The organism is Streptomyces sp. NPDC057694 (assembly GCF_042799415.1).
Taxonomy (GTDB): Bacteria; Actinomycetota; Actinomycetes; order Streptomycetales; family Streptomycetaceae; genus Streptomyces.
Window position 1 is genome coordinate 134,999 of the sequence record NZ_JBHVIX010000019.1, and the last position, 25,594, is coordinate 160,592.

General features: G+C 70.2%; 28 protein-coding genes and 2 pseudogenes. 14 read left to right on the plus strand and 16 right to left on the minus strand.

All coding sequences use genetic code 11. The annotated features are described in order from the left end of the window. Window positions 1–285: 285 nt before the first annotated feature. The gene (locus ACFVDP_RS31905; RefSeq protein ID WP_383497378.1) at window positions 286–1,254 is read right to left on the minus strand and encodes a diacylglycerol/lipid kinase family protein; all 969 of its coding nucleotides are present in this window, start codon (window positions 1,252–1,254) and stop codon (window positions 286–288) included. A 92-nt stretch (window positions 1,255–1,346) separates the two neighbouring features. Here ACFVDP_RS31905 and ACFVDP_RS31910 point away from each other — a divergent pair, with 92 nt between their 5' ends. After that, the gene (locus tag ACFVDP_RS31910) at window positions 1,347–1,808 is read left to right on the plus strand and encodes a hypothetical protein (RefSeq protein WP_383497380.1); all 462 of its coding nucleotides are present in this window, start codon (window positions 1,347–1,349) and stop codon (window positions 1,806–1,808) included. 98 nt (window positions 1,809–1,906) lie between these two features. On the opposite strand, the gene ACFVDP_RS31915 is transcribed toward ACFVDP_RS31910, so the two are convergent. From ACFVDP_RS31915 to ACFVDP_RS31925, 3 genes are all read right to left on the minus strand, one after another. Further along, window positions 1,907–2,938, minus strand: a complete 1,032-nt coding sequence (locus ACFVDP_RS31915) for an RNA polymerase sigma factor SigF (protein WP_383497382.1) — start codon at window positions 2,936–2,938, stop codon at window positions 1,907–1,909. Further along, complete coding sequence (locus tag ACFVDP_RS31920; protein ID WP_111666343.1) at window positions 2,938–3,351, minus strand: anti-sigma regulatory factor; 414 nt, start codon at window positions 3,349–3,351, stop codon at window positions 2,938–2,940. The genes ACFVDP_RS31915 and ACFVDP_RS31920 overlap by 1 nt, the downstream gene beginning before the upstream one ends. Window positions 3,352–3,607: 256 nt before the next feature. Beyond that, window positions 3,608–3,868, minus strand: coding sequence for a UBP-type zinc finger domain-containing protein (locus ACFVDP_RS31925; protein ID WP_383497384.1), 261 nt, complete (start codon window positions 3,866–3,868; stop codon window positions 3,608–3,610). Between the two features lie 51 nt (window positions 3,869–3,919). Between ACFVDP_RS31925 and ACFVDP_RS31930 the strand changes: the two genes are divergently transcribed. After that, window positions 3,920–5,518, plus strand: a complete 1,599-nt coding sequence (locus ACFVDP_RS31930) for a Na+/H+ antiporter (protein ID WP_383497386.1) — start codon at window positions 3,920–3,922, stop codon at window positions 5,516–5,518. 7 nt (window positions 5,519–5,525) lie between these two features. Here ACFVDP_RS31930 and ACFVDP_RS31935 read toward each other — a convergent pair whose 3' ends face one another. The 3 genes from ACFVDP_RS31935 to ACFVDP_RS31945 all read right to left on the minus strand — a co-directional run bounded on the left by ACFVDP_RS31935 (window position 5,526) and on the right by ACFVDP_RS31945 (window position 7,449). Next, entirely contained in the window at window positions 5,526–6,443 is a 918-nt protein-coding gene (locus ACFVDP_RS31935) for a 1-aminocyclopropane-1-carboxylate deaminase/D-cysteine desulfhydrase (RefSeq protein WP_383497388.1), read from the minus strand. Window positions 6,444–6,468: 25 nt separating this feature from the next. After that, window positions 6,469–7,059 carry an N-acetylmuramoyl-L-alanine amidase gene (locus tag ACFVDP_RS31940; RefSeq protein WP_383497390.1) on the minus strand — a complete coding sequence of 197 codons (591 nt, stop codon included), beginning with the start codon at window positions 7,057–7,059 and terminating at the stop codon, window positions 6,469–6,471. Window positions 7,060–7,215: 156 nt separating this feature from the next. Continuing rightward, entirely contained in the window at window positions 7,216–7,449 is a 234-nt protein-coding gene (locus ACFVDP_RS31945; RefSeq protein ID WP_383497392.1) for a hypothetical protein, read from the minus strand. A gap of 232 nt (window positions 7,450–7,681) precedes the next feature. Here ACFVDP_RS31945 and ACFVDP_RS31950 point away from each other — a divergent pair, with 232 nt between their 5' ends. The 3 genes from ACFVDP_RS31950 (at window position 7,682) to ACFVDP_RS31960 (ending at window position 11,010) form a co-directional block, all read left to right on the plus strand. Then, window positions 7,682–9,094 (plus strand): family 2B encapsulin nanocompartment shell protein, encoded by a 1,413-nt coding sequence (locus ACFVDP_RS31950; protein WP_383497394.1) that lies wholly within the window; start codon window positions 7,682–7,684, stop codon window positions 9,092–9,094. A gap of 43 nt (window positions 9,095–9,137) precedes the next feature. Continuing rightward, window positions 9,138–10,208, plus strand: coding sequence for a family 2 encapsulin nanocompartment cargo protein polyprenyl transferase (locus ACFVDP_RS31955; protein WP_383497396.1), 1,071 nt, complete (start codon window positions 9,138–9,140; stop codon window positions 10,206–10,208). A 193-nt stretch (window positions 10,209–10,401) separates the two neighbouring features. Continuing rightward, window positions 10,402–11,010, plus strand: a complete 609-nt coding sequence (locus ACFVDP_RS31960; protein WP_383497398.1) for a GNAT family N-acetyltransferase — start codon at window positions 10,402–10,404, stop codon at window positions 11,008–11,010. 27 nt (window positions 11,011–11,037) lie between these two features. Here ACFVDP_RS31960 and ACFVDP_RS31965 read toward each other — a convergent pair whose 3' ends face one another. Then, window positions 11,038–11,628: a TetR/AcrR family transcriptional regulator gene (locus ACFVDP_RS31965; protein ID WP_383497400.1), complete on the minus strand. Its 591-nt coding sequence runs from the start codon at window positions 11,626–11,628 to the stop codon at window positions 11,038–11,040. Window positions 11,629–11,748: 120 nt separating this feature from the next. On the opposite strand from ACFVDP_RS31965, the gene ACFVDP_RS31970 reads away from it, so the two are divergent. The 3 genes and pseudogenes from ACFVDP_RS31970 to ACFVDP_RS31980 all read left to right on the plus strand — a co-directional run bounded on the left by ACFVDP_RS31970 (window position 11,749) and on the right by ACFVDP_RS31980 (window position 13,259). After that, window positions 11,749–12,336 (plus strand): dihydrofolate reductase family protein, encoded by a 588-nt coding sequence (locus tag ACFVDP_RS31970; protein WP_383497402.1) that lies wholly within the window; start codon window positions 11,749–11,751, stop codon window positions 12,334–12,336. 26 nt (window positions 12,337–12,362) lie between these two features. Continuing rightward, window positions 12,363–12,683: pseudogene (locus ACFVDP_RS31975) on the plus strand (DUF952 domain-containing protein); the annotation flags it as partial. Between the two features lie 33 nt (window positions 12,684–12,716). Next, window positions 12,717–13,259 carry a sugar O-acetyltransferase gene (locus ACFVDP_RS31980; RefSeq protein ID WP_383497458.1) on the plus strand — a complete coding sequence of 181 codons (543 nt, stop codon included), beginning with the start codon at window positions 12,717–12,719 and terminating at the stop codon, window positions 13,257–13,259. Here ACFVDP_RS31980 and ACFVDP_RS31985 read toward each other — a convergent pair. Together ACFVDP_RS31985 and sodN are read right to left on the minus strand one after the other, a co-directional pair. Next, window positions 13,256–14,101 carry a hypothetical protein gene (locus ACFVDP_RS31985; protein WP_383497404.1) on the minus strand — a complete coding sequence of 282 codons (846 nt, stop codon included), beginning with the start codon at window positions 14,099–14,101 and terminating at the stop codon, window positions 13,256–13,258. The two genes, ACFVDP_RS31980 and ACFVDP_RS31985, sit on opposite strands and share 4 nt — an antisense overlap. 142 nt (window positions 14,102–14,243) lie before the next feature. Beyond that, window positions 14,244–14,639, minus strand: coding sequence for a superoxide dismutase, Ni (sodN, locus tag ACFVDP_RS31990; RefSeq protein ID WP_383497406.1), 396 nt, complete (start codon window positions 14,637–14,639; stop codon window positions 14,244–14,246). A 156-nt stretch (window positions 14,640–14,795) separates the two neighbouring features. Here sodN and sodX point away from each other — a divergent pair. After that, window positions 14,796–15,092: pseudogene (gene sodX / locus ACFVDP_RS31995) on the plus strand (nickel-type superoxide dismutase maturation protease); the annotation flags it as partial. Window positions 15,093–15,145: 53 nt separating this feature from the next. Here sodX and ACFVDP_RS32000 read toward each other — a convergent pair. Next, complete coding sequence (locus ACFVDP_RS32000) at window positions 15,146–15,805, minus strand: CGNR zinc finger domain-containing protein (RefSeq protein WP_383497408.1); 660 nt, start codon at window positions 15,803–15,805, stop codon at window positions 15,146–15,148. Between the two features lie 111 nt (window positions 15,806–15,916). Between ACFVDP_RS32000 and ACFVDP_RS32005 the strand changes: the two genes are divergently transcribed. Beyond that, complete coding sequence (locus tag ACFVDP_RS32005; RefSeq protein WP_383497410.1) at window positions 15,917–16,684, plus strand: class I SAM-dependent methyltransferase; 768 nt, start codon at window positions 15,917–15,919, stop codon at window positions 16,682–16,684. A 311-nt stretch (window positions 16,685–16,995) separates the two neighbouring features. Here the strand turns inward: ACFVDP_RS32005 and ACFVDP_RS32010 are convergent, their stop codons facing one another. Genes ACFVDP_RS32010 through ACFVDP_RS32020 form a run of 3 tightly spaced genes read right to left on the minus strand, consistent with a single transcriptional unit; the run spans window position 16,996 to window position 19,733 of the window. Next, window positions 16,996–17,748: an amino acid ABC transporter ATP-binding protein gene (locus ACFVDP_RS32010; protein WP_383497460.1), complete on the minus strand. Its 753-nt coding sequence runs from the start codon at window positions 17,746–17,748 to the stop codon at window positions 16,996–16,998. Between the two features lie 17 nt (window positions 17,749–17,765). Then, window positions 17,766–18,716: an amino acid ABC transporter permease gene (locus ACFVDP_RS32015; RefSeq protein ID WP_383497412.1), complete on the minus strand. Its 951-nt coding sequence runs from the start codon at window positions 18,714–18,716 to the stop codon at window positions 17,766–17,768. A gap of 42 nt (window positions 18,717–18,758) precedes the next feature. Next, window positions 18,759–19,733, minus strand: a complete 975-nt coding sequence (locus ACFVDP_RS32020; RefSeq protein WP_383497414.1) for an ABC transporter substrate-binding protein — start codon at window positions 19,731–19,733, stop codon at window positions 18,759–18,761. A gap of 567 nt (window positions 19,734–20,300) precedes the next feature. On the opposite strand from ACFVDP_RS32020, the gene ACFVDP_RS32025 reads away from it, so the two are divergent. The 4 genes from ACFVDP_RS32025 (at window position 20,301) to ACFVDP_RS32040 (ending at window position 23,518) form a co-directional block, all read left to right on the plus strand. After that, a complete protein-coding gene (locus ACFVDP_RS32025; RefSeq protein WP_383497416.1) occupies window positions 20,301–21,515 on the plus strand; it encodes an NADP-dependent malic enzyme in 1,215 nt (404 codons plus the stop codon). Between the two features lie 160 nt (window positions 21,516–21,675). Further along, on the plus strand, window positions 21,676–22,638 hold the full coding sequence (locus ACFVDP_RS32030) for a zinc-binding dehydrogenase (RefSeq protein ID WP_383497418.1): 963 nt from the start codon (window positions 21,676–21,678) through the stop codon (window positions 22,636–22,638). Between the two features lie 113 nt (window positions 22,639–22,751). Continuing rightward, the gene (locus ACFVDP_RS32035) at window positions 22,752–22,961 is read left to right on the plus strand and encodes a helix-turn-helix domain-containing protein (protein WP_111666484.1); all 210 of its coding nucleotides are present in this window, start codon (window positions 22,752–22,754) and stop codon (window positions 22,959–22,961) included. Further along, a complete protein-coding gene (locus ACFVDP_RS32040) occupies window positions 22,961–23,518 on the plus strand; it encodes a Clp protease N-terminal domain-containing protein (RefSeq protein ID WP_383497462.1) in 558 nt (185 codons plus the stop codon). The genes ACFVDP_RS32035 and ACFVDP_RS32040 overlap by 1 nt, the downstream gene beginning before the upstream one ends. 71 nt (window positions 23,519–23,589) lie before the next feature. On the opposite strand, the gene ACFVDP_RS32045 is transcribed toward ACFVDP_RS32040, so the two are convergent. Beyond that, window positions 23,590–24,633 carry a helix-turn-helix transcriptional regulator gene (locus ACFVDP_RS32045; protein WP_383497421.1) on the minus strand — a complete coding sequence of 348 codons (1,044 nt, stop codon included), beginning with the start codon at window positions 24,631–24,633 and terminating at the stop codon, window positions 23,590–23,592. A 1-nt stretch (window position 24,634) separates the two neighbouring features. Next, the gene (locus tag ACFVDP_RS32050; protein WP_383497423.1) at window positions 24,635–25,510 is read right to left on the minus strand and encodes a DUF4097 domain-containing protein; all 876 of its coding nucleotides are present in this window, start codon (window positions 25,508–25,510) and stop codon (window positions 24,635–24,637) included. Window positions 25,511–25,594: the final 84 nt, after the last annotated feature.

Sequence of the window (25,594 nt, forward strand, 5' to 3'; positions counted from 1 at the left end):
GCTTGTGAATGTGAACGCTTTCACGAATCCCTCAACAAGTGAAGGGCCGAACGTCACGTACGCGACGGTGGTCCGTTGCTTTGAGGAGGGGATTCGGGCTCTCAATGGGGCCGATGTTGCGGGCCGTCCCGAGCGCCATGTAGAGATTCGCAAACCTCGGCGGCGGATACAACCCCTTCAGGAAAGTTTTTTTTGATTCCTCGGTGTCGGCTAGGTCACAGCCGTACTTCCATGGGGTGGAGCCCAGCCCAAACGTTCGAGATAAAGGACTTTGGGCCCTTCCACTCACACAATCACACGCAGTGCACGGCGTACGCCTGTGAACGTCACGCTCGTGCGCAGCCCCAGGTGGTCACCGTCCATCTGAAGGGGCAGAGGCACCTTCGAATGCAAGGTGAAGTCGGTGAGGTCGTGGAGCGTGACCGCGTTCTTGCCGTGGGGGCCGCGTTCGGGCGTCGACATCAGCAGCTGGGTGCCGTAGCGGGTCACCGCCGGAGTCGACAGTTTCTTGAGTCCGAGCACGTCAAGGCCGGTGTCGAAGGACGCCTGGGGCGTCGGGTACAGCGGACGGTTGCCCAGGAACGACCACGGCGAGGTGTTGCTGACTATGGAGACGACCAGATCCGTGACCGGGTTCTCGCCCGGCCGTTCGAGCGTGATCGTGCCGCGCCGGCGGTCCTGCTCGCCGAGGAACTGGCGCACCACCTGTCGCACATACAGAGCGTGCGTCGAACGCTTGCCCCGCTCCCGCTGCTGCTCGACCCGGCCGACCACCCCCGCGTCGAAGCCGAGGCCCGCGCTGAAGGTGAACCAGCGCGACGGCACCGCCTCGTCCTCCGTGCCGCGCGTGCCCGCGGCGAGTCCCAGACCCACCGTGCGCTGCCGGCCCTCCCGCAGGGCGTCCAGGAGCTGTCCCGTGGCCTCCACGGGCTCGTTCGGCAGGCCGAGGGCGCGGGCGAAGACGTTCGTGGAGCCGCCGGGGACGACCGCGAGGCCCGGCAGCCGGTCGAGATCGGGGCCGCCGTGCAGCAGCCCGTTCACCACCTCGTTGACCGTGCCGTCGCCGCCGAGGGCGACGACCAGCTCGATGTCCTTGCTCTCCGCGGCCTGCCGGCCGAGGTCGCGGGCGTGGCCGCGGTACTCGGTGGTGACGGCCTCGAGCTTCATCTCGCTCGCCAAGGCGTGGATCAGGACATCGCGCGTGCGCGCGCTGGTGGTGGTTGCCGCCGGATTGACCACGAGAAGTGCACGCATGCAAGGCAGCGTACCTAGCGCCCTTGATCGCGCCCAGACCGAGGTAGGAGTCGGGTAAGAACGCCGTCGCGGGCGGGGGCTACTCTGCAAAGGTGACCTCAGAGCAGAATCCCGCCCCCGAGACCTCCGAAGAAGAAGTCCCGCGCCCCGGCCGGCTGACCGTCGCCGCCGCCCTGGCCGGACTCGAAGGTGCCGCGCTCGTCGCGGGCGGCGGCTACATCCTGGTCGCGGGGCTCGCCGGACACCCCGACAATCCGGAGCAGGCCATCACCGGCGGTATCACGCTGATCGTCCTCGCGCTGCTGCCGCTGCTCGCCGCCCGCGGCCTGCTGGCCCGCAAGAGCTGGAGCCGCGGCCCCGCGATCATCACGCAGATCATGGCGCTGCCCGTCGCCTACACGCTGTTGCAGGCCGACAGCGCGGCCATCGGCGCCGGCATCGTGCTCGGTGTGGTGGCGGTCGTGGCCCTGGTAATGCTCGTCAACCGGGAGACCACGCGCGCGCTCGGCATCCGTACGCCGGGCAGCACGCAGGAGTCCCAGGAGTCCCGGTAGTTCTCCACACGATCTCTACGCGTACGAAGGCGCCCGGTGCGGACATCGCACCGGGCGCCTTCGTGTGCTGCGAGAAATACGCGTGGAGGAACTCTCGCTCACTCCTCCACGAGGAGCTTCTCCCGCAGTTGCGCGAGGGTCCGCGCGAGGAGGCGGGAGACGTGCATCTGGGAGATGCCGACCTCCTGGGCGATCTGCGACTGCGTCATGTTCCCGAAGAAACGCAGCAGCAGGATGCGCTTCTCGCGCGGCGGCAGGTCCTCCAGGAGCGGCTTGAGGGACTCGCGGTACTCGACGCCCTCCAGCGCCTCGTCCTCCGCGCCCAGGGTGTCGGCCACCGCCGGGGACTCGTCGTCCGTGTCCGGGACGTCCAGGGACAGCGTGGAGTACGCGTTCGCCGACTCCAGGCCCTCCAGGACCTCCTCCTCGGAGATGGCCAGCTTCTCGGCCAGCTCATGGACCGTGGGGGAGCGGCCGTGCATCTGGGACAGCTCGGCCGTCGCCGTCGTCAGGGCCAGCCGCAGCTCCTGCAGACGGCGCGGGACGCGCACGGCCCAGCCCTTGTCGCGGAAATGCCGCTTGATCTCGCCGACCACCGTCGGCGTCGCGTACGTGGAGAACTCCACGCCGCGCTCCGGGTCGAACCGGTCCACCGACTTGATCAGACCGATGGTCGCCACCTGCGTGAGGTCGTCCAGCGGCTCCCCGCGGTTGCGGAAGCGGCGCGCCAGGTGCTCGACCAGCGGCAGATGCATGCGCACGAGCTGATTGCGCAGCTCGGCGTACTCCGAACTGCTGTCCTTCAGGGTGCGCAGCTCGATGAACATCGCGCGTGCACCACTGCGGTCCTGCGGATCGCGCCGGCCGCGCTGCTGGCCGTGTCGCTCGTGGTCGCTCATCAATCCCGCCCGTCGCGCGTCCGATCCTCCTGAGCCCCCGCGAACGTCGGCCCCGGTGGTCGGTGCTGCCTGCTGTGGCGCTTTCGTCGCCGGGTCCGCTCGGTCTTCCGGATGCGGCCGGGCCTGCTGTTCGGGAATGCCGGTGGTCAGCCGTCGCATCCCGCCCGAGCCGTCGGCCGGGAGATCCCGTGTGCCGCGTTTGTCGTCCCGCACCGGACCTTCCCCGTTCATCACGCCGGGCCGGGGCCCGCGCCGCGCTTCTTGTAGAGGCTGATCGAGACGGTTTTGTCCTCGGCCACCGAGGAATCGACCTGGCCCGCGAGGGCCGAGAGCACCGTCCATGCGAAGGTGTCGCGCTCCGGGGCCCGGCCGTCGGTGGTCGGTGCGGAGACCGTCACCTCCAGGGAGTCGTCCACGAGGCGGAACACGCAGCTGAGAACGGAGCCGGCGACGGCCTGCTGAAGCAGGATCGCGCAGGCCTCGTCGACCGCGATGCGCAGGTCCTCGATCTCGTCCAGGGTGAAGTCCAAACGCGCCGCGAGGCCGGCCGTGGCCGTCCGCAGCACCGACAGGTAGGCACCCGCAGCCGGCAGCCGGACTTCCACGAAGTCCTGATTCCCGGGCTCGCCTGCAAACTGGGACACCCTCACCTCCAAGGTGGTACAAGCACTTTCGGGCTCCGGAGGTGTCGTCCCCCGGGTGACACGCCACATATATCTGCGGTGACGCTACCGCGCGCCCGACTTTCCTGTCCCGGGGACCCCCGGCCCATTGCTGTCACTCATAGTAAGCCCACGGGCACGGACAGTGGCTAGAGGGTGTGCGGGCCCAATTGGAAAGAGGGGGCGCCGGTTTGACGTACCCACGTGCTCGCCGATCGAATCCCGATGCCGCCGACGATCAGACGAGAGCGGTGTCCACGAAGCACCAGCGCCAGCTCTCACCAGGCTCGAAGGTGCGCATCACCGGATGCCCGGTCTCCTTGAAGTGCTCCGTGGCGTGCTTGTAGGGCGAGGAGTCGCAGCAGCCGACGTGGCCGCAGACCAGACACAGCCGCAGTTGCACAGGGTGACTGCCGACGGCCAGACACTCCAGACAGGTCTCGCTCAGAGAGTCGGGCTCGGGGTGCGGCAGCGTGTCGACGTGCGGGCACTCGTTCATGATGGCCAGGTTACGACGGGTGGCGTGATCACGTAGGGCGAAGGGCGGGCCATGGACGTATTGCCGCTGGTGGGACTGGTCGCGGTGAGTGCCGCGGTGGCGGGGGCGGCGCGCAGGACACCGGTGCCGGCGCCCCTCTTGCTGGTCGCGGTCGGTCTCGCGGCCTCGTATGTGCCGGGGATTCCCGAATACGCGCTCGACCCGCACATCGTGCTGCCGTTGATCCTGCCGCCGCTGCTGCACACCGCGGCCCTGGAGAGCTCGTACCTCGATCTGCGGGCCAACATCAGGCCCGTGGCGCTGCTGTCCGTGGGGTACGTCCTGTTCGCCACGGTGGCCGTGGGCTGGCTCGCGTACCAGCTGATCCCCGATCTGCCGCTGACCGCCGCGCTCGTCCTGGGCGCGGTGATCGCGCCGCCCGACGCCGTGGCGGCCACGGCGATCGCCCGGCGGGTGGGGCTGCCCGCGCGGATCACGACGATCCTCCAGGGCGAGTCCCTCGTGAACGACGCGACCGCGATCACCGCCTACAAGGTGGCACTCGCCGCCGCCGTGGGGGAGGGGGCCAGCTGGGCGGGCGGTATCCGGGAGTTCCTGGTGGCTGCCGTCGGCGGGGTCGGCGTGGGGCTGCTGCTGATGGTGCCGCTGCACTGGCTGCGTACGCACCTGAAGGAAGCGGTGCTGCAGAACACGCTGTCCCTGCTCATCCCCTTCGTCGCGTACGCCGCCGCCGAGCAGGTGGGGGCCTCCGGGGTGCTCGCCGTGGTGACCGTCGCGCTCTACCTGGGGCACCGGTCCTGGCAGGTCGACTTCGAGACGCGGCTCCAGGAGGCCGCGGTGTGGAAGGTCGTCGCCTTCATCCTGGAGTCGTCGGTGTTCGCGCTCATCGGACTGCAACTGCGCGTGGTCCTCGGCGGCCTCGGCGAGTACAGCGTCGCGCAGGCCGTCTGGTATGCGGTCGGGGTGTTCTTCCTCGTGGTCGTGGTGCGGTTCGTGTGGTCGTATCCGGCCACCTATCTGCCGTGGTGGATCTTCCCGCGCGCGCGGGAGCGCGAGGACGACGTGGACTGGCGCAAACCGCTCATCGTGAGCTGGGCCGGGATGCGGGGTGTGGTGTCACTGGCCATCGCGTTCTCGATCCCGCTCGTGACGGACAGCGGGGAGGACTTCCCCGCCCGCAACCTGGTGCTCTTCCTGACGTTCACGACGGTCATCGGCACGCTGGTCGTGCAGGGGCTCTCGCTGCCGCCGCTCATCAGGCTGCTGAAGCTGCCCGGGCGGGACGTGCAGGCCGAGACGCTGGCCGAGGCGCAGGCGCAGAACACCGCCTCGACGGCCGCGGAGAAGCGGGTGGACTCCCTGATGCGCGACGAGCGCAACTGCCTGCCACAGGCCCTCCAGGACCGCCTGCACACCGTGCTGGAGCGGCGGCGCAACTCCGTGTGGGAGCGGCTCGGACAGCCCAACCCGGTGACGGGGGAGTCCGCCGACGACACGTACCGGCGGCTCGCGCGGGAGGCGATCGCCGCGGAGCGGGAAGTGTTCGTACGGTTGCGCGACGAGCGGCGCATCGACGACGAGATGATGCGGACGCTGCTGCGCAAGCTGGACCTGGAGGAGGCCGCGGCCTACCGGGAGGTCGACGACTGAGCCCGGCCTACTGCTGGGGCGTGCCCGTGACGACCGCCGCGATCGTCGTGCCCGGGGAGAACGCGCCCTGCTGGGCCAGGGTGACGAGGGCGTGGAGCATCTTGGCGACGTACAAGTGCTCCACGGGGACGCCGTGCCGCTGTTCGAAGTCCTCGGCGAACGCCCTGAGCTCGGCGGGCACGCGCGCGTAGCCGCCGAAATGGAAGTCGTCCGCCACCTGCCAGTCGCCCCGCACACCGCCGAACGCCGCCTCTTGGAGGGCGCGGACCTCGGCGGTCAGGAAGCCGCCCTTGAGGACCGCTACACCGAGCGCGCGCTGGTCGGGGGCGAGGCCCGCGGCCAGCCCCGCCAGGGTGCCGCCGGTGCCGCACGCGAGGGCGACGACATCGGCCCGGCCGCGCAGTTCGCGGCCCAGCGCCGTGCAGCCCCGGACGGCGAGAGCGTTGCTGCCGCCCTCGGGGACCACATGGGCGTCCCGGGCGTCGGCCGCGTCGAGGAGTGCGGCGAGCGTGGCGGGCCGGTCCTTGTGCCGGTACGTCGATCTGTCGACGAAGTGCAGCCGCATGCCGTCCGCGGCACAGCGCGTCAGCGACGGGTTGAGGGGGCGGTCTGCCAGCTCGTCACCGCGGACGATGCCGGTCGTGGAGATGCCCAGGAGACGGCCGGCCGCGGCCGTGGCCCGCAGATGGTTGGAGTAGGCGCCGCCGAACGTGACGAGGGGGCGACCCCGCGCCGCCTCCAGGTTCGGGGCGAGTTTGCGCCACTTGTTGCCGATCAGATCCGGGTGGATCAGGTCGTCCCGCTTGAGGAGGACACGGACGCCGTGGCGGGTGAAGCGGTCGTCGTCGATCTCCGTCAGGGGCGACGGCAGACGGGGGCGCAGATCGGCGAGGGACAGGCGGGGCACCCGGCCATTGTCGGACATGTGTCCGGGTGCCCGCCGTCGCGGCCTACTTCAGGCGGTCCCGGACGCGCTCGCGCAGCCAGGACATCGTGAAGCCCTTCGGGTCGATCTTCCCGGGCTGCCACTCCAGGTGGCCGATGACCGACCGCTCCGTCCAGCCGTGGTGGCGACAGATCGCCGCGGACACCTTCTCGATGGCCGCCAGCTGAGCCGCCGGCCACGGGTCCTCGCCGTCGCCGAGGTTCTCGCACTCGAAGCCGTAGAAGCGGCTGTTGCCGTCCGTGTTCGCCTCGTTGTCGTGCGGGAGCGCCTTTTCCGCGATCACCGCGCGCAGCACGTCGTCGTCACCGAGCCCCGCGTGGTTCGCCCGGCCGTAGCCGACCAGGTGGACGTGGCCGTCCTTGGTGATGACGCCGTGACAGAGCGGACCCGGCAGGTCCGTGTGTCCGTCGCGGCAGATCCGGACGGTCGCCGCGCTGCCCTTGGTGACGGTGTGATGGATCATCACGCCGTTCACCGGACCCCAGGCGCCCTTGCTGTTGCGGTTGTGATGCTGCCAGTCGCCGACTTCGACCACTGTCACGCCTTCGTCCTTCAGAGCGGCGAGAAAACTGGCCGCGGACATGGGTGGGGCCATGACCGACTCCTTCGCGGGGACGACGGCCGCCTCCCGCGGGCCGTCTCGTACCGCTGCTTGTACCCGGAACAGCCCGGCAGGGACTACTCGTTGACTACTCGTTCGTATTCCGTGCGAGCCGTTCCGGACAGCGGGCACCCTGCGCGGAGCCGCGGGTCAGCTGTGCAGGAACCCGTCCCCGTTCGTCGCGATGTGCGCCTCCAGTGCGCGCAGCGCCGTCTGCGTCGCCTCGGGGCTGCCGCTGCCCGAGCGCTCCGCGTAGTACGCGGCGCCCAGCTTCTTCAGCAGGTCACCGCCCGCACGCTGCGCCTGCACCTCGTCCAGCTTCTGCTTGCCCTGCGTCAGCCCGCGCTGCGCCTGTTCCTTGGCCTTGTCCAGGAAGCCCGCCATGGTGGTCACCTTTTCTGTCGGAGTTCTGTGGGAAGCCGTTCCCCGATCAACGCGCACCGAGATCTTCGAGTTCCGGAAATCGGCGGTACGGAGCAACGCCGTGTGCGAAAAACGCCGCCCATGCCCCGCGCCGGGCAGGTCCATTCCCCCTCATTCGTGTAATGGCGTCGCCACTCACCGTGCTGGAAGGCTTTCCTCCGCAGGTCGGTTCGTGATCGGGAGGGGCAAAGACATGTCGGTAGGCGAAGAGGTCCGCGCGGAGCAGACGGGCTCGGGGGGACAGAAGAGCCTCGGCACATCCGCCGCGCGGAATCTGGCCACCACCACCAAGTCCGCCCCGCAGATGCAGGAGATCAGCTCACGCTGGCTGCTGAAGACGCTGCCGTGGGTGGACGTCCAGGGCGGCACGTACCGGGTGAACCGCAGGTTGAGCTACTCGGTGGGTGACGGACGGATCACCTTCGTGAAGACGGGGGACGACGTCCGGGTCATCCCCGCCGAGCTGGGCGAGCTGCCCGCGCTGCGCGACTTCGAGGACCCCGATGTCCTCAACGAGCTGGCGCAGCGGTGCGCGCAGCGCGAGTTCGCGGCAGGCGACGTGCTCGCCTCGTTCGGCAGCCAGGCGGATGAGGTGTTCCTGCTCGCGCACGGCCGGGTGGAGAAGGTCGGCACGGGCCCGTACGGCGACGACGCGGTGCTCGGCGTCCTCGCCGACGGCGCGTACTTCGGTGACCAGGCCCTCCTCGACGACGAGGGCATCTGGGAGTACACGGCACGCGCGGCCACCGCGTGCACCGTGCTCGTCCTGCCGCGCCGCGACGTGGAGCAGGTCGCCGAGCGCTCGGAAGCCCTGCGCGACCATCTCCAGCAGCTGCGCTCGCTGCCGGAGCAGCGGTCGAACAACTACGGAGAGAAGGAGATCGACCTCTCGGCCGGCCATGTCGGCGAAGCCGTCCTGCCGGGCACGTTCGTCGACTACGACGCGGCGCCGCGCGAGTACGAACTGAGCGTCGCCCAGACCGTGCTGCGCATCCACACGCGCGTGGCCGACCTCTACAACCAGCCGATGAACCAGACGGAGCACCAGCTCCGCCTCACCGTCGAGGCGCTGAAGGAGCGCCAGGAGCACGAGCTCGTCAACAACCGGGAGTTCGGCCTGCTCAACAACTGCGAGTACGACCAGCGGCTGCAGCCGCACGACGGCGTGCCCGGCCCCGACGACATGGACGAGCTGCTCAGCAGGCGGCGCGGCTCCAAGGTGTTCCTGGCGCACCCCAAGGCGATCGCCGCGTTCGGCCGCGAGTGCAACAAGCGGGGCCTGGTCCCGGAGAGCATCGACGTCGGCGGGAACCGCATCCCGACCTGGCGCGGGGTGCCGATCTACCCGTGCGGGAAGATCCCGATCAGCGAGGCGCGGACCACGTCCATCATCTGCATGCGTACGGGCGAGGACGAGCAGGGCGTCATCGGTCTGCGGCAGTCCGGCATCCCGGACGAGATCGAGCCGAGCCTGTCGGTGCGGTTCATGGGCATCAGCGAGCAGGCGATCATCTCGTACCTGGTGACCACGTACTACTCGGCGGCGGTCCTGGTGCCGGACGCGCTGGGAGTCCTGGAGAACGTCGAGATCGGCCGGTGGCGGTGACGAGCCGCACACGGCGTACCGGCACCCGCACCCGGGTGAGCCCTTGACCCGGACGACGGAGATCGCGAACACGGTGCAGTCGCCCGAGGCCCAGGAAGCAGCGACGATCCTGGCGCAGGCCAGGGCGTCGGTCGACCCCGCGCTGCGGCGGGCCGTCGAGGACCTGCCGGGGTCCATACGCCGCGTCGCCCGCTACCACTTCGGGTGGGAGCACGCGGACGGCACACCGGCGGTGGGCCACGCGGGCAAGGCGGTACGGCCCGCCCTCGTGCTCGCCGCGGCGCGCGCCCTCGGCGGGCGCACCGAGCAGGCGGTACCGGCCGCGGCCGCCGTGGAGCTGACGCACAACTTCTCGCTGCTGCACGACGACGTGATGGATCGCGACGCCACCCGAAGACACCGGCCCACCGCGTGGGCGGTGTTCGGTGACGCGGACGCGATCCTCACGGGGGACGCGTTGCAGGCCCAGGCGCAGCGGCTGCTCGTCCAGGACGCGCACCCGGCGGCGGCCGCTGCGGTGGCCCGGCTCGCCTCCTGCGTCGTGGAGCTGTGCGCCGGGCAGGCCGCCGACGTCGCCCTGGAGCGGCGCGATCCGGCGGAGACCAGCCTCGCGGAGACGCTGGCCATGGCGGAGGCCAAGACCGGGGCGCTGCTCGGCTGCGCCTGCGCGCTCGGCGGGCTGTACGCGGGAGCGGGGGACGAGGAGGTCGCGGCGCTCGACGCGTTCGGGCGGGCGGCCGGTCTGGCCTTCCAGCTGATCGACGACGTGATCGGGATCTGGGGCGATCCGGCCCGTACCGGGAAGCCGGCCGGCGCTGATCTGGTCGTCCGCAAGAAGTCGCTGCCGGTCGTCGCGGCGCTGGCCTCCGGTGGGCCGGCGGCGGACGAGCTGGCCGCGCGGTACGGGCCGCCGGGGCCGGGGCAGGAGGGGCGGGCCGACATCGAGGCGATCGCGCTCGCGGTCGAGCGGGCCGGTGGGCGGGACTGGGCGCAGGCGCAGGCCGCCGATCAGATGGCCCGGGCCGTGGCCGAGTTGCAGCGGGCTGTGCCGGTGCCTGAGGCGGCGGGAGGGTTGTTGTCGTTGGCGGAGTTCGTCACGCGCCGTGAGCGGTAGCGCTCCGCTCGGGGGCCTCGTGTTGTGGGGCGTGTGCGGGTGCGTGGGGGCTGGGCGCGCAGTTCCCCGCGCCCCTGAGATGCGCACTTCGTGCGGCATCTCCCATCAGGAGGGGGCGCGCAGATCTCCGGTTCTCATCGTTTAGGCTGCCAACGGCCATGCAGCGAAGGCGAGTTGAGCGGGGGCGGTTGGTGTGGGTGTGGGGATCCGGCGGGCGGGGGTCGAGGATCGGGAGTGGATAGTCGGGGTGCTCGATCGGGCGTTCATGGACGATCCGGTCAGCGGCTGGGTGTTTCCCGGTGCCGAGTACCGGCGGGTCCGGCATGCGGGGCTCATGGGGGCGTTCACCGATGCGACGCTCGCCGAGGGGTCCGGGGGATATGTCGATCTGCTGGAGGACGGTTCGGCCGTCGCGCTGTGGATGGACGTGCCCGACGAGCCGCACGACGCCGGTGACGAGGACATCCCGGCCCAGGTGCGGGAGGCCGTCGATCCGGACAACGCGCGGATCGAGGACATCGCCCGCCTGCTGGACGAGGCGCACCCGCAGGGGCGGGCCCACACGTACCTCTGGATGATCGGCGTCGCGCCGGAGCGGCAGGGCGAGGGGCTCGGCACCGCGCTGATGACGCCGGTGCTCGACCGGTGCGACCGTGCGGGCCGGCCCGTGTACCTGGAGGCCAGCAGCGCACGCGGCCGCGCCCTGTACGAGCGGCTCGGGTTCGCCGTCATGGACCGTACCGTCCAGCTGCCGGACGGGCCGACGATGTGGCCCATGTGGCGCGAGCCGCAGGCGGGTTGACCGCTCGCCGCTGCCCGCCGTGCCGCGTCAGCCCTCGGGAATGATCCGCTCCACCAGGCGTGCCACCACGCCGTCCGGCACGCTCGCCCCGGGGATCGCGCCGTCCAGCATTCCCGGCATCGTCAGGTGCTCCAGGATGAGTCCGAGCATGCCCAGGTAGAGCAGCGTGATCTCCTCCGCGCCGCCGGGCAGTCCCGCCTGCGCGTTGAAGGAGACGGCCTCGTCCAGGTCGCCGCGGAGCGACCCCCTCAGGGACGCACGCAGTTCCGGGCGACGGCTCGCCTCCAGGCGCATCTCCATCATCGCGAGGAACCCGGTGCGGTCGCCCTGCACGCGCCCCATCAGGTTGTGCATGAACGCGGTGACCAGGGCCCGGTCCCGGGGGAGCGCCAGCAGCTTCCCGACGGCCTCCGGGTCCGGTGCGAGCCGCTGGTGCAGCCAGGCGTCGATCTGGTGGAGCAGGTCGTCGCGGTTGGCGAAGTAGTTCGACGACGTGCCCGTCGGCACGCCCGCCGCCGTGTCCACCGCGCGGAAGGTCAGGCCCCGGGCCCCCTCCGCCGCCAGCACCTCGACGGCCGCGTCGACCAGTGCCGCCCTGCGCTCGGGATTCCTCACCATGCGTCCGACTCCCTGTATCCCTCAAAGCCCTTGCAACCACTACACGTGAAGCACTATAACTGAAGTGGTTCGGGCGGAACGACGCCCCAACTCCCTTGTCCCCAGCGGAAAGAGACCAGCTTGCGCAAGCTCACGTACTTCGTCGCCGTGTCCATCGACGGCTTCATCGGCGACGAGACCGGCGACGGCAACATGTTCATGCAGTTCGCCGACGAGGAGTTCCTCGCGTACCTCACCGGCGAATACCCGGACACCGTCTCGGCGCCCGGCCGGAAGATGCTCGGCCTCGACGGGGTCGCGAACAAAAAATTCGACACCGTGATCCAGGGCCGCAACAGCTACCAGGTGGGCCTCGACGCCGGGCTCACCAGCCCGTACGGGCACCTGCGCGAGTACGTCCTCACGCGCACCCTCACCGAGTCCCCGCACCCGAACGTGCGACTGATCCACGACGACGTCGTCGGCAAGGTCCGTGAACTCAAGGCCGAGGACGGCGACCTGGACATCTGGCTGTGCGGCGGCGCGCAGCTCGCCGGGCTGCTCATGGACGAGATCGACGAACTCGTGCTGAAGACGTACCCGGTGGTGTTCGGCGGCGGCATGCCGCTGTTCGGCGGCCGCTCCTACTCGTTCGACCGGTTCGACCTGACGGAGAACCGCACGTTCGCCGGCGGCGTGGTGGTGCGCCGCTACACCAGGACGCGGTGACCTCGGCGGCCCCGTACGTTGGGGGCATGATCGAGCTGCTGCACATCACCGAGCGACGCCTGTGGGAGAGCGCCCGGGCCGCGGGGACGTACGAGATGTCGACCCGCGGCAAGACGCTCCCGGAGGTCGGCTTCATCCACTTCTCGTTCCCGCACCAGGTGCGCCAGGTCGCGGAACTGCTGTACGGGACCGATCCCGCCCCGGGCGAGCTGGTGGTCCTCGTCGTCGACCCGGGACGTCTCGACGGGGTTCCGGTGCGGGTCGAGGAGGGCGTGCCCGGCGGGGAGCGGTTCCCGCACCTCTACGGTCCGCTGCCGGTCTCGGCGGTGACCGAGGTGCGCGACTGGCCGCGCCCCGAGGAGCGCAGCCAGAAGGAGCGCATGCTCGCCGGTGACCTCTACCTCGCCGACGACCCCGAACTGGAGGCGGCCGCCCTGCGCGCCGCCGCACTCGGGGAGCGGTACAACGCGAGCAGCGTCACCGACCTGCCCGCGCGCCGGGCCCTGCTGCGCGAACTGCTCGGCGAACTGGGCGAGGACGTCGTGGTCCGGCCGCCGCTCGCCGTCGACTACGGGACGTACATCAGCATCGGCGCGCGGACCTTCGTCAACTACGGCGCCGTGTTCCTCGACGTGGCGCCCATCCGGATCGGCGAGGACGTCCAGATCGGCCCGAACGTCCAACTGCTCACGCCCACGCACCCCGTCGCGGCGGAACCGCGCCGCGCCAAGTGGGAGGCGGCGAAGCCGATCACCATCGGTGACAACGTCTGGCTGGGCGGCGGCGTCATCGTCTGCCCCGGCGTCACCATCGGGGCGAACACGGTGGTCGGCGCGGGCTCCGTCGTCACCCGCGACCTGCCCGCGGACGTGGTGGCGGTGGGCAATCCGGCGCGGGTCGTGCGCGACCTCCCGGACAGCTAGGAGCCGGAGACCGCCGCCCGGACCGACGCCGTCATCGCCGTCACGAAGGCGTCCCGCGTCGCGTCGTCCACCAGGTCGAGCGAGAGATACGGGTTGAGGTCCTCCAGCTCCACGAGCAGCAGGTCGCCCTCGCGGGTGCGGCAGGCGTCGACGCGCTGGATGCCGTACGGGAGCGTGTTCCAGTCGATGAAGGAGCGGGCGAACTCGCGGTCGGCGGGAGTGACTTCGTAGGAGCGCAGCTCCCAGCGGCGGGCCGGGTCCGGTGCGTAGAGGGCGTACTGGAGCGCGTCGTCGACGAAGTAGAACGAGACCTCGTAGGCGAAGTCGATGTGGGGCTGGACCAGCAGGCCCTCTTCGTAGGGGAGTTCAGTGAGCTGCTCCGGGCTCACCCGGCGCAGACCTATCGAGTCCGCGCCCTGCTTCGGCTTCGCCACGTACGCGGGCGCGGCCGGGAGCTTCGCCAGGTCCGCGGCCCGTTCGACGGTCGGGATGACCGGGCGGCCGGCCTCGGTCAGGTCGACTAGGTACTGCTTGCCCGCCATGTCGGCGCGCCCGTTCAGCGGGTTGTAGACGGTCGTGCCCTGCGCGAGGGCCCGCGCGCGGAACGCCTCGTACGCCTCCTGGTAGCCGAGCACCGGACCGCTGTTGCGCACCACGACCGCGTCGAAGGAGTCCATCAGTCCGGCCGCGTCCAGCGGATGGCACAGCGCCAGGTCGAAGGCGGCGCGCAGCCGTGAGGTCAGGAAGATGTCCTCGTCGCAGTAGCGGCGGCCACGGGCCTCGTACGCGAGATCGGTGACGTAGAGGATGCGGGGGCGGGTGCTGCTGCGCGGTGCGGACAAGGTTCCTGGCTCCTGGAGTGACGGGAAAAAGAAGACCGCACCTGGTCCATCAGAGCGCCGGGATGCGGCGAACCGTGGACCAGGTGCGGACCGGAAGACCATGCGAACAAGGAAAACGCAGGTCAAACGGCATGATCAGGGATCAAGCCTTCTTGGTCTCCCAGAAGATCTTGTCGATCTGGGCGATGTAGTCGAGCGCCTTCTGGCCCGTGGCCGGGTCCTTCGAACCCTTGGCGGCCGAGAGGGCCTTCAGGGTGTCGTTGACCAGCTGGTGCAGCTCCGGGTACTTCTCGAAGTGCGGGGGCTTGAAGTAGTCGCTCCACAGCACCGAGACGTGGTGCTTGGCGAGCTCTGCTCGCTGCTCCTTGATGACCGTGGCGCGCGCCTGGAAGTGCGCGTCGTCGTTGGCCGCCATCTTCTCCTGGACGGCCTTCACCGACTCGGCCTCGATGCGGGCCTGGGCCGGGTCGTACACGCCGCAGGGGAGGTCGCAGTGGGCACTGGCCTTCACCTTGGGGGCGAACAGGCGGGAAAGCATGTAGCTGTCCTTCCTCGTGATCGTCTTCTCGAGTGCGACATTACTCCGTGCAGCACTGGTTTTCTCGGGTGCCCCCGGGGGCTTAGGACAAAAGTCCAGGGTGGGACCGGGACTGGTGGAGGATGGGACCGTGAGGGACCGGGGAGGTTGTGTCTGATGCCCGAGACGGCGGCGGAGGAAGCGCGGGAGGGCAGGGTGCCGTTCCAGCTCATCGAGGTGGAGGGGCCCTCCATGGTGCCCACCCTGAATCCGGGGGACTGGCTGCTGGTGCAGCACGGCGCGCGGGTGCGGCCCGGCGACGTCATCATCCTGCGCCACCCCTTCCAGCAGGACCTGCTGGTCGTGAAGCGGATCGCCGAGCGGCGCGAGGGCGGCTGGTGGGTGCTCGGCGACAACGCCGCGGCCGGCGGTGACAGCACCGTCTACGGCGTCGTCCCCGACGAGCTGGTGCTCGCCAGGGTGCGCGGGCGGCTGCGGCACCGCAGGCCGTGGGTGGAGGGGGAGGGTCAGCGCTCGGTCGGCGCCGTGCTGTCCTGGGTGTTCTCCGCCGTGCGTCCCGTGCGCTCGCTGCGGTCCGCGCGCTCTGTACGCTCCGTGCGCTCTTCGGCCTCCAGGCGCTTGCGGGCGCGGTAGGCGGCGACGTTGGCGCGGGTCGCACAGCGGTCCGAACAGTAACGGCGCGAGCGGTTGGTGGACGTGTCCAGATAGGCGTTGCGGCACGGGGCCGCCTCGCACAGGCCGAGCCGGTCCACGCCGTACTCCGTGAGGTGGAAGGCGAGGCCCATCGCGGCGATCGCCGCGTAGCCCGCCGTCGCGTTCGACGGGTGGTCCGCCAGGTGCATGTGCCACAGCGGGTGGCCGTCGTCGTCGCGGTCGTTGTGCCCGGAGACCTGCGGGCTCACCGGGAACTCCAGGAGCAGTGAGTTAAGCAGGTTCACGGCGAGTTCCTCGTCGCCGCCGTCGGCCGCCTCGAACACCGCGCGCAGCCGTCCTCGTACGCTCCTGAAGCGGGTCAGGTCGGCTTCCGTGGCGCGGCGGGCCGCGTCCTGGCTGGGGCCGAAGAGGCCGCGCACCGCGTCGACCGTGGTCAGGGAGTCCTTGCCGCGGCCCGGCTCCTCGGTGTTGACGAGGCGCACTGCGTAGTCCGAGTAATAGGCCAGTTCCACTTGTAGTCCTTACCGGGGCGGGCTATCGTCATCCGTCGTGAGCGTAATGCTCACTTCTGCTTTCAGGGTATTACGCACCGCGGGGAGCGGTGCCCGTACGGGAGGCCTTTCATGACGACCAGGACCACCAGGACCACCACCGACTGGCGCTCCTGGCAGGAGAGCTGGGACCGGCAGCAGGAGTGGTACATGCCCGACCGCGAGGAGCGGTTCCGGGTGATGCTCGACATGGTCGAGGCGTGTGTGGGGACGGCGCCCCGAGTGCTCGACCTCGCGTGCGGCACGGGGAGCATCACGGACCGGCTGCTGGCGCGGTTCCCCTCGGCGACGAGTGTGGGCGTGGACCTCGACCCGGCGCTGCTCGCCATCGCGCGCGGCACGTTCGAGGGGGACGAGCGGGTCTCCTTCGTCAGCGCCGACCTCAAGGACCCGCAGTGGACGCGGGCGCTGCCGCACGACTCGTACGACGCCGTGCTCACCGCCACCGCCCTGCACTGGCTGCACGCCGAGCCTCTCGCCACGCTCTACGGTCAACTCGCCCCGCTGGTGCGGGACGGGGGTGTGTTCATGAACGCGGACCACATGATCGACGAGTCGACCCCGCGGATCAATGGTGCCGAGCGGGCTCTTCGGCATGCTCGGCAGGAGGAGGCCAGGAGCGGCGGGGCCGTGGACTGGGCCGACTGGTGGGCGCTGGCTGCCGCTGATCCGGTGCTGGGTGAGGCTACGGCGCGGCGGTTCGAGATCTATGGGGAGCATGCCGACGGGGATACTCCGTCGGTTTCCTGGCATGTCGGGGCGCTCCGGGCTGCCGGGTTCGGCGAGGCGCGGGCCGTTTGGGGGTCGCCCAGTGATGCGCTGGTGCTGGCTTTGAGGTGACGCTGCCGGGTGCCGGTCTCGTCGTGGCTGGTCGCGCAGTTCCCCGCGCCCCTGATGGGTTGACCTTCGCCTGACGGCCGGTGGCCGCTTCTCGCGCAGTTCCCCGCGCCCCTGGAGATGCGCACTTCGTGCGCCATCTCCAGCAAGATCTCCATCAAGGCGCGCGCCCTGCCCCGGGTGTTGGCGCGCGCAGCGCAGCCTCCGAGGGGAGGCTGCGCGCAGCGCACGCCTCAGGGGCGCGGGGAACTGCGCGAGAAGAGGCCACCGGGCCGCGGACGAAAGGCCGAGTTCGCCCGCTCTGGCCCGGCGGGCTAGAGGACCTTCGACAGGAACGACTGGGTTCGCTCGTGTTGCGGGTTCGTCAGGACATCCCGGGGATGGCCTGATTCGACGACCACGCCGCCGTCCATGAAGACGAGGCTGTCACCGACCTCGCGGGCGAAGCCCATCTCGTGCGTCACGACGATCATCGTCATGCCGGACTCGGCGAGGTCGCGCATGACGTCGAGGACGTCGCCGACCAGCTCCGGGTCGAGCGCAGACGTCGGCTCGTCGAACAGCATCAGCTTCGGGTCCATCGCCAGCGCACGCGCGATCGCCACGCGCTGCTGCTGCCCGCCGGAGAGCTGCGAGGGGTAGTTGCCCGCCTTGTCGGCGAGGCCGACCCGCTCCAGGAGTTCTCCGGCACGCGTCCTGGCCTGCGCCTTCGACTCCCGCTTGACCTGGACCGGCGCCTCCATGACGTTCTCCAGCGCCGTCATGTGCGGGAAGAGGTTGAAGCGCTGGAAGACCATGCCGATGTCCCGGCGCTTCAGCGCGACTTCGCTGTCCTTCAGCTCGTAGAGCTTGTCGCCCTTCTGGCGATAGCCGACCAGCTCCCCGTCCACGTACAGCCGGCCGGCGTTGATCTGCTCCAGGTGGTTGATGCAGCGCAGGAACGTCGACTTGCCGGAGCCCGACGGGCCGATGAGGCAGAAGACCTCACCCTGCTTGACCTCGAGGTCGATGCCCTGGAGGACCTCGACGTTGCCGAAGGACTTGTGGACGCCCTCGGCCTTCACCATCGCGTGCTGCTGCTCGCTCATGCGCCCACCGCCCCCGAACGGTTCGAGAAGGAGAACATGGTGGCCTTCACCTTCTGCCACGGAGTGTCCGACAGCTGACGGGACGTGCCGCGCGCGTAGTAGCGCTCGATGTAGAACTGACCGACGCTGAGGATCGACGTCATGATCAGGTACCAGGCGGCCGCCAGGAAGTACATCTCCACCGGCGAACCGGACTGCTGACCGATGTCCTGCGCGGCCCGGAAGAGTTCGTTGAACTGGACCGCCGCGACCAGCGAGGTGGTCTTCAGCATGTTGATGACTTCGTTGCCCGTCGGCGGCACGATCACCCGCATCGCCTGCGGGATCACGATGCGGCGCAGCGTCTTGGAGTGGCTCATGCCGAGCGCGTGCGACGCCTCGGTCTGGCCCTCGTCGACCGAGAGCAGGCCGGCGCGGCAGATCTCCGCCATGTACGCCGCCTCATTGAGCCCCAGGCCCAGCAGGGCCGTGAGCAGCGGCGTCATGAAGGACGACCAGTAGTCCTTGTAGATCGGCCCGAGGTTGATGTACTCGAAGACCAGGCCCAGGTTGAACCAGATGAACAGCTGGACCAGGACCGGGGTGCCGCGGAAGAACCAGATGTAGAACCAGGCGATCGAGCTGGTCACCGGGTTCTTCGACAGGCGCATGACGGCCAGCAGGATGCCGCCGACGATGCCGATCACCATCGCGAGGACCGTCAGCAGGAGCGTCTTGCCGACGCCCGTCACGATGCGGTCGTCGAAGAAGTAGTCGGGGACCGCACCCCAGTTGATTTTGCCCTGGCCGAAGGCGTAGATGATCGAGCCGAGCAGCGCGAGCGCGATGACGGCGGCGACGTAACGCCCGTAGTGCCGCACCGGGATGGCCTTGATGGCCTCCGGGTGGGCCGCGGGCGGCGGCGTGTCCTCGGGGCCGCCGCCCGTCTTCTCTATGTCAATCGACACGGATGTTGCCTTTCAACGACGCGTCAGGCGTTGGTGGTTGCCTTACTTGCCGCCGTTGACGGTGGCCGCCTTCACGGCGCCCGCCTCGACGCCCCACTTGGCGATGATCTTGTCGTACTCGCCGTTCTTGATGACGGCGTCGAGCGCGGCCTTGATGGCGTCACGCAGCTGCGTCTGGGACTTGGCGACGGCGATGCCGTACGGGGCCGCCTCGACCTGGTCGCCGACGATCTCGAAGTCCTTGCCGCCGCCCGAGGTCTTCACCGCGTACGCGGCGACCGGGAAGTCGGAGGAGCCGGCGTCGGCGCCGCCCGAGCGCAGCCGGGTCTGCGCCTGCTGGTCGTCGTCGAAGGCCTGGATGCCGAGCTTCTTGCCCGCCGGACACTTCTTGGCCTGGGCCTTGGCGAGGTCGTGGGAGACCGTGCCGCGCTGCACCACGATCTTCTTGCCGCACAGGTCGGCCCAGGTCTTGATGTCCTGGGTCTTGCCCTTCGGCGTGTAGATGGAGACGCCCGCGTTGAAGTAGTCGACGAAGTCGACGCCCTCGCCGACCTTCTTGCCGGTGTCCGAGTCGATGCCGTCCTGACGGTCCTTGGTGTCGGTCATCGCCGACATCGCGAGGTCGTAGCGGTTCGAGCGCAGGCCCGTGACCAGGGTGTCGAACGTGCCGTTCTGGAACTCGAACGTCACGCCGAGCTGCTTGCCCATCGCCGCGGCCAGGTCGGGATCGATGCCGATGGCCTTGCCCGACTTGTCCTTGAACTCGACCGGCGCGTACGCGATGTCCGAGCCGACCCGGATGACGCCCTTGTCGCGGATCTCCTTGGGGAGCTTGTCCGCCAGCGGCGCGCTCTTGGAGGAGGCCTTGTCGGAGCTGGTGTCGTCCGACTTGGTCTGGTCGCCGCAGCCGGTGAGGAGCAGCGTGCCGGCGACCGCGATCGCGCCGGCCGCGGCTATCCGGGACTTCACGGACTGCCCGGCCTTCGCGGTCGAGCGACGGGTGGTGCTTGCGGTCATGGTGGGGTCCTCCGGCAGGGGTGTGGGAGTGGCCGTAAAGGTCGCCGTGGCACACGCCTTCGGGTGTCGCGACCTGCGTGATGACGGCATCTTGCCATTCGGACCGGGGCGTGCAGGGGCGCGGTGATGTCAAAATCGGATAACGGGTGACCCAAGACGGCCAACAGGGCTGTCCATCACGGTGCATGGGGTCCACAGCATCTGCGGACGTATCGCCCACCAGCCGGAGGATCTCCGGCGAACCGCCCGCTGTCTCATTATTCGGGCGCTTCTCCCCGCCTCGCGGGGCACAGGTTTACAACGTGTCCAGATATGTGGCTATGAGTCATGTCACCGCCGCGTGATCGATCACGAATGGGCTCGTCCGCGACACGGTCCGTCGGGTAAGAAGGTTCTTTACACCCCTCATCCGGGGCTCAGAGCGCGCGTGCGGCGCGCTCGTCGTGTACGTACCCGCGCAGCCGGCCACAAACGGGCCCGGCTGGGACGTACGCGGTGCCCGCCCGCTCCTCAACCAGGGGCGGACCCACCCTCAACTGAAGCAATAAGACTTAAGGGGTCAGACAAGTGGCAGCGGAGATCGTCAATCCTCGCAGCGACGCGAATATCGGCAACGAAGGCGCTGACGAGCCCTTCGATCCGGCCTTCGCACTGCACCGTGGCGGCAAGATGGCCGTGCAGGCCACCGTGCCGATCCGCGACAAGGACGACCTGTCCCTGGCGTACACGCCCGGCGTCGCGAAGGTGTGCAGCGCGATCGCCGAGCAGCCGGAGCTCGTCCACGACTACACGTGGAAGTCGAGCGTCGTGGCCGTCGTGACGGACGGTACGGCCGTGCTCGGACTCGGGGACATCGGCCCCGAGGCCTCCCTCCCGGTGATGGAGGGCAAGGCCATTCTCTTCAAGCAGTTCGGCGGCGTCGACGCCGTGCCGATCGCGCTCGCGACGACCGACGTCGACGAGATCGTCGACACCGTGGTGCGTCTCGCGCCGTCCTTCGGCGGTGTGAACCTGGAGGACATCGCGGCCCCGCGGTGCTTCGAGATCGAGAAGAAGCTCCAGGAGCGGCTCGACATCCCGGTCTTCCACGACGACCAGCACGGCACGGCCGTGGTGACGCTGGCCGCGCTGAAGAACGCGGCCCGGCTCAGCGGGCGTTCGCTCGGCGAGCTGCGCGGAGTGATCAGCGGCGCCGGTGCGGCGGGCGTCGCCATCGCGAAGTTCCTCCTCGAAGCGGGTCTCGGCGACGTCGCGGTCGCCGACCGCAAGGGCATCGTCAGCCGGGACCGCGAGGACCTCACGCCGGTCAAGCGCGAGCTGGCCGAGATCACCAACAAGGCCGGTCTGTCCGGTTCGCTGGAGGACGCCCTCGCGGGCGCCGACGTCTACATCGGCGTCTCCGGCGGTACGGTCCCCGAGCCGGCGGTCGCCTCCATGGCGCCGGGCGCCTTCGTCTTCGCGATGGCCAACCCGAACCCCGAGGTGCACCCCGACATCGCCCACAAGTACGCGGCCGTGGTCGCGACGGGGCGCTCGGACTTCCCGAACCAGATCAACAACGTCCTGGCGTTCCCCGGCATCTTCGCGGGCGCGCTCCAGGTCCGGGCCTCCCGGATCACCGAGACGATGAAGATCGCCGCCGCGGAGGCGCTGGCCGCCGTGGTCGGGGACGACCTGTCGGCCGAGTACGTGATCCCGTCGCCGTTCGACGAGCGGGTGGCGCCGGCCGTCACCGCCGCCGTCGCGGCCGCGGCGCGTGCCGAGGGCGTCGCCCGGCGCTGAGTGTCGTCGCCCGGCGCTGAGTGTCGCCGTCCGGTCGAGGCCCCGCTCCGGCGGGGCCTTTTCCGTGTCCGGCGGGGCCTTTCGCGCGCGTTGGCTACAGGACGTGTGTCACAGCCGGGGGTGGTTCCCCGGGCCGGGTGCCGGGCCTATCGTCAAGGTCATGTTCGCCGCCTACGCAGCCCGCATCGACCGTGATCAGCCGCTGAACGGCCTGGAACTGGGGGAGCGGCCCGCCCCCGAGGACCGGCCCGGCTGGACCACCGTGAACGTCAAGGCCGCCTCCCTCAACCATCACGATCTGTGGTCCCTGCGCGGGGTCGGTCTCGGCGAGGAGGCGCTGCCGATGATCCTCGGCTGCGACGCCGCCGGGATCGACCAGGACGGCAACGAGGTCGTCCTGCACTCCGTCATCGGCGAGACCGGCCACGGCGTCGGGCCGCGCGAGCGCCGCTCCATCCTCACGGAGAAGTACCAGGGCACGTTCGCCGAGCAGGTCACCGTGCCCGAGTGGAACGTGCTCCCCAAGCCCAAGGAGCTCTCCTTCGAGGAGGCCGCCTGTCTGCCCACCGCCTGGCTGACCGCGTACCGGATGCTGTTCACCAACGCCGGTGTACGGCCCGGTGATTCGGTACTGGTGCAGGGCGCGGGCGGCGGTGTCGCGACCGCCGCGATCGCCCTCGGCAAGGCCGCCGGGCTGCGGGTCTTCGCCACCAGCCGGGACGAGGCCAAGCGCAAGCGGGCCCTGGAGCTGGGCGCGGTCGAGGCCGTCGAGTCCGGTGCGCGGCTGCCGCAGCGGGTGGACGCCGTGATCGAGACGGTGGGCGCCGCGACCTGGTCGCACTCGGTCAAGTCCCTCAAGCCGGGCGGCACTCTGGTGATCTCCGGCGCCACCAGCGGGCCCAACCCGCCGGCCGCCGAGCTGAACCGCATCTTCTTCCTGGAGCTCAAGGTCGTCGGCTCGACGATGGGTTCCAAGGACGAGCTGGAGGACCTGCTCTCCTTCTGCGCGGCCACCGGCGTGCGGCCCGTCATCGACGAGGTGCTGCCGCTCGACCGGGCCCGGGAAGGGTTCGAGAAGATGGCCGGCGGCGATCTGTTCGGGAAGGTCGTACTGACCGTCTGAGCTGCGCCGATACGTAGTCGAAGGGCGCCCCGCGGGTTCTGGGGCGCCCTTTCTTCTCACCCTCGCTGTCAATGATGGTTGACGGCGAGGGTGTGTCAACTTACATTGACATCATGACCGAGGCAACGGATCTCGCCGAGCAGGCGGGCGCCCGCGACCCGCGCGTCGGGTTGCGGGCGGTCGCCGCGCTGCGGCGGCTGCTCGAGCAGCTGGAAGCGGTACAGGTGCGCAGTGCGCGCAATCAGGGCTGGTCGTGGCAGGACATCGCGGCCGAGCTGGGAGTCAGTCGACAAGCCGTGCACAAGAAGTACGGGAGGCGATGATGTTCGAACGGTTCACCGAGGCGGCCAGGGCCGTCGTCAAGGACGCGGTCGTGCACGCGGAGCGTGAGCGTGCCGAGCGGGTCGACGAGGGGCATCTGCTGCTCGCCCTGCTGGAGCGGCGCGGCACCCGGGGCGCCTTCGTGCTCGACGCGCTCGGGCTCGCCGACGAGGGGCGGCGCGCCGAGATCGGGCGGGCCGTCGGGGGTGCGCGGCGCCGGGCGGGGCTTTCCCGGGCCGATACCGAGGCGCTCGCCGGGCTGGGGATCGATGTGGACGAGATCGTCGCCCGGGTCGAAGAGGTTCACGGGGTCGGGGCGTTGGCCGGGGGGCGGCGGGTCGGGGGACGGCGCGCCTTCAGCCGTGACGCCAAGAAGGTGTTGGAGGGGGCTTTGCGGGTTGCGCTCGCGCACGGGGACCGGGCCATCGGGGATGAGCATCTGTTGCTCGCGCTGGTGTCCCGGGGTGGGTCTTTCTCTGAGGTGCTGGGTGGGTACGGGGTGGATGCCGCGGGCGTGGAGCGGGTGCTGTACGGGGGTGAGGGGCGGGCTGCCGGGTGAGCGGTCCGGGGAGTGGGTGAGAGCCCCGCGCCGCGGCTGAGGTCACGGGGCTCCGCCCCGGGCCCCGCTCCTCAATCGCCGGAGGGGCTCGAATCCGGTGGCGTCGACTTCAAGGTTGCTGTGAGTCGGGCCGCCGTCGTCGCCAACTGGGCTCGGGCCTCACGGAGTTGGTCCTCCGTGACGCCGTGGTCGCGGGCCGTGTCGCGGATGTCGTCGCGGAAGCGGTCCAGGAGGCGGTCCAGGTCGCGGGACGGGTCGCCGGTGGAGTCCTCCGCGGCCCAGGACGGGACGTACTCGGCCGGGACCGTGTCCGACGCCGGGCGGTACTCGGGCTCGGGCGGCGACGGGGTGCGCGGGGCGTCCTTGCCGAGGCTCTTGCCGAACTCGCCGAACTCCTTGGCCAGTTCGGAGAGGCCCTCGCGGACGCCCGTCGGCCAGTCGCCACGCGCGAAGTGGTCCTGCACCTGGTCCTGGACGCGCCTGGCCATGCGCTGGAACTCCTCCTGCGCCTGCTCCCGCACCCGGTCCTGCGACTCCTTGGCCTGGCGGCGCGCCCGCTGGGCCTCCTCGCGGGCCCGGCGGCTCTCGTCCTTCGCGCGCCGCGCCTGCTCCTTCCACTCCTGCTTGGCCCGGCGCATCTCCTCCTTGGCGGCCCGCCAGGACTCACCGTCCGTGAAGTCCTTGAGGTCGCCCAGATCGCCCAGGCCGCCGAAGGCGCCGCTCCGGGCGCGGGTGCCGGCCGCGGCGGCCCGCACCTCGCGGCGCAGGTCGCCCGCCGCACCCCGGACGTCGTCGCGGATCTCGGCCGCCAGCTCGGCGACCGAATCGCGGATCTCCAGCTCCAGGTCGGCCAACTCGCCGCTGCGGTCGGCCAGTTCGGCACGGCCCGCGTCCGTGATCGCGTACACCTTGCGGCCGCCCTCGGTGGTGTGGGTGACCAGGCCCTCGCTCTCCAGCTTCGCCAGTCGCGGATAGACCGTGCCCGCCGAAGGCGCGTACAGCCCCTGGAAGCGCTCCTCGAGGAGACGGATCACCTCGTAACCGTGGCGCGGGGCCTCGTCGAGCAGCTTGAGGAGGTAGAGCCGCAGGCGTCCGTGGGCGAAGACGGGAGGCATGTCAGAGCACCTTCTTTTCTGCGGGGCTGTCCTTCGGGGTGTCCTGCGGCTCCAGGTCCGAGGGGTCGTCCTCGCCCGGCGGCCTGCGCAGCAGCGCGATCGAACCGGAGACCGTCGTCGCCCGCAGCTTCCCCGCACCCGCGCCGAGCCGGCCGGAGATCTTGTGCGCGCCCCACTGGCCGGCGACCCGGAGTCCGTCGAACGCGTTCGACACCGCTCCGCTCGCCGTGTTCGCCTCGACCTCGGTGTCCGCCGGGTGCGGGATACGGATGGCGATCTCGCCGGAGACGCTGGTCAGCGCCACGTCCGTCGGGCCCGTCGGGTCCAGGTCCACGATCATCGAACCGCTCACGGTGTCCGCCTTCACGGAGGACCCCGAGCCCTCGACGACGGTCAGATCCCCCGACACCGAATTGAACCGGAGGTCGCCGGTGACCGCCTGCGCCTCGACGCTGCCGGAGACGGTGCTGGTGCGGACCGGACCGGTGACGCCCACCAGGGTCGTGTCACCGGTGACGCCCTTCACCTCCGTGCGCCCCGCCATGCCCGAGACGACCGCGGCCGCGCCGACCACGCCGACCTCGACCCGGGTCCCCGTGGGCACCGCGAGCGAGACGACCGCACTGCGGTGCCAGCCCTTACGGTCCAGCCACTTGAGGAAGCCCTTCCAGGGCAGATCGTCGTACGCCACCGAGAGCGTGCCGCCCTCCTGGCTCACGCGCAGGGGCGGCCCCTTCAGGTCCGAGATCTCCAGGCGGGCGGAACCTTCGTCGGTGCCCACGACGTTCACCGTGCCGTCGACGATGCGGACGTGCAGCGCCGTGACCGGATCGTCGAAGGCGAGCTTCTGCGGTTCCGCGACGGACCACTCGGGCATGACGCGACCTCCTCCGGGGTGGGCGTGGACGAACATCGGGACGGACGCGCCATATCGCGTCCCCCGGAAAACACGATATATCGC